Source organism: Lacimicrobium alkaliphilum (genome assembly GCF_002591895.1).
Taxonomy (GTDB): Bacteria; Pseudomonadota; Gammaproteobacteria; order Enterobacterales; family Alteromonadaceae; genus Lacimicrobium; species Lacimicrobium alkaliphilum.
In genome coordinates this window covers 1-2071 of sequence record NZ_NISX01000037.1, presented here as the reverse complement: position 1 = coordinate 2071, position 2071 = coordinate 1, and the positions used below count along the sequence as shown (strand labels likewise).

Annotated in this window: 2 protein-coding genes; both read left to right on the top strand. The window is 40.3% G+C overall.

What is annotated here, in order from left to right; genetic code table 11:
* Positions 1-536: hypothetical protein (locus CDA54_RS19670; protein WP_180237283.1), on the top strand; the 536-nt coding region annotated here is incomplete at its 5' end.
* Entirely contained in the window at positions 536-1903 is a 1368-nt protein-coding gene (locus tag CDA54_RS19330) for a hypothetical protein (protein WP_099036682.1), read from the top strand. The genes CDA54_RS19670 and CDA54_RS19330, both read left to right, overlap by 1 nt.
* Positions 1904-2071 lie beyond the last annotated feature (168 nt).

The following is a 2071-nucleotide window of genomic DNA, read 5'->3' as shown; positions in this document are numbered from 1 at the left end:
TGACAGGAAGCAGGCTTGCAGTTTACGAATTAGATGCAGAGATGATGGAAGGTCTCTCTGAGCCTATTTTCGACAAATGTAAGCCTCGCGATGGTTCTGAAGCAAATGTGGTTTACGAAAACGACGGAATGATGAAGAAAGCTTTTACTGAGCAGTTTTCTTCAGTGCTGTCAAATGTTGCAGACAAACTAATATCAGCAGAAAACGCACCAAAATCTCCCCTGATGGAGAGCTTACAGGATTTGGCTGCAATAGCTTCTCTTGACGAGCAAGTGAAGCTTCATAAAGTTGTCCTGATATCTGACCTGATACAGCATTCGGATAGAGTCAGCTTTTATAAGACCCGGCCCAAAAATGTCAAATTCGATACTATTTCTTCGTCAGTACCGGATCTCTTTGGCGTAGATATACAAATCTATTGGTTACTTAGGAGAGAAAAGGAAGGGGGTATTCAAAATGAGGCGCTGATTCCTTGGTGGGAGCGCATCTTTGAAGAAGCGGGTGTGGGAGAACTTAAAATTATGAAGGTGCGCTAATGGAAGAGAAGAATACTGGCACATTATCAGCTAAAGAACACAAAATCGACGCTAACACGTTAAGGCAAGCTTTTGTCATACATACATTAGTGGGTTTATTGTTATGCCTAGCCATCACCGGCTTTAAATTGCCAATATGGGCTGTTGTAATATTGGGAACAGTAGTAATGGGCTCTTATTACTTTCAATATCATAAAGGGGGGCAGCCCACAGCCCTACTTGCCATGTTTTCGGATAGTGTTTACTACTTGGGCTTTATACTCACCCTAATTTCTCTTGTTTGCTCCATGCTTTTCTTCGATATTGAAGAGGGGGCTAGTTCTGCATCTGTTGTTATTTCACAGTTTGGGGCAGCAATGATAACTACGTTGCTGGGAATGGGGATAAGAATATACCTTCAAAATTTCGACACAACTGTTGAAACTGCGCAGCTTTCGGCCAGAGAATCACTAGATGAGACAGTCAAAGGTTTTAATGTCCAAATGCGAAGGACAAATGAAACTCTGTCGAAACTATCAAACGCTATGAATAAAAATATAGAAGATACAGAAGATAGGAACAATAAATCCATTGAGATGTTCAAGGTAACTCAGGAGCGTTTAGTTTCGCTTGGGGAGTCTTCGCTTGCAGAGTTTGCTAAGTCTTCTGAGAAGGTGCTTTCAAATTCAATTAATAGATTGGGCGAGGTTAGTCAACAAATTCCAGATAAACTAAGCCTAGTATCTAACGAGCTGATTGAATCCAGCAAAGGTCAGCACACCGAATTAAATGAAAATATCATAAAATCGCTGAAAGTACATTTCGATAAACTTAATGATGAGATGGTAGCGACGTTTGAGACTACTAAAAATGCATCGAAAGAGTTCGGTTCAATTATAGGAGAGACCGGATCTGGCCTAAGAAGCCTTGGAACTAGTGCTGAAAGTGTTTCTGAAAAGCTATCAGCTATGGAGCACTTTGCACCAGACGTTAACGCGTTAGCTGAAAATCAGGAAGCTTATATTATAAACCTTAAAGTTTTGTCTGATGAAATTGCTTCCCGGACAAAATCTCTACTTGATTCAGAAATAAACATCGAACAACACATGAAGACTGTGGCTGAGAACTACAAAAATATCATCGATAATTACCAAGATTTTATTTCCTCTTCTTCGGCAGGGAAACTAGTTGAGGAAGAAGAAAAACTTCTAGCCGCCATGAAAGTTAGGGTCAGCAGTATCGAACAACTATCCGCGCAATGGGAGGTAGAGATACAAGCAATGTCGAGCCACTCAAAAGATTTCAGTGAGAACCTGGTTAAAACTGCCAAGTTCATAACAAAAGAGATGAGTTCCCCTTCGACATCAAAAGAGGTGGTTAACGGGTGAGTCGGGAGAAGGATGATATTTTTAGCATCTCTGTAACAGAGCTTTTGCTAATAATTATGTTTGCTTTGCTGATCGTGATGATTTTATTGAACTCGACTATGCAAACAAAAATAGATGAACAAAAAGAAGCTGTAGGTCAATATGAAGCAGGGTCAGATCCTACTTTTT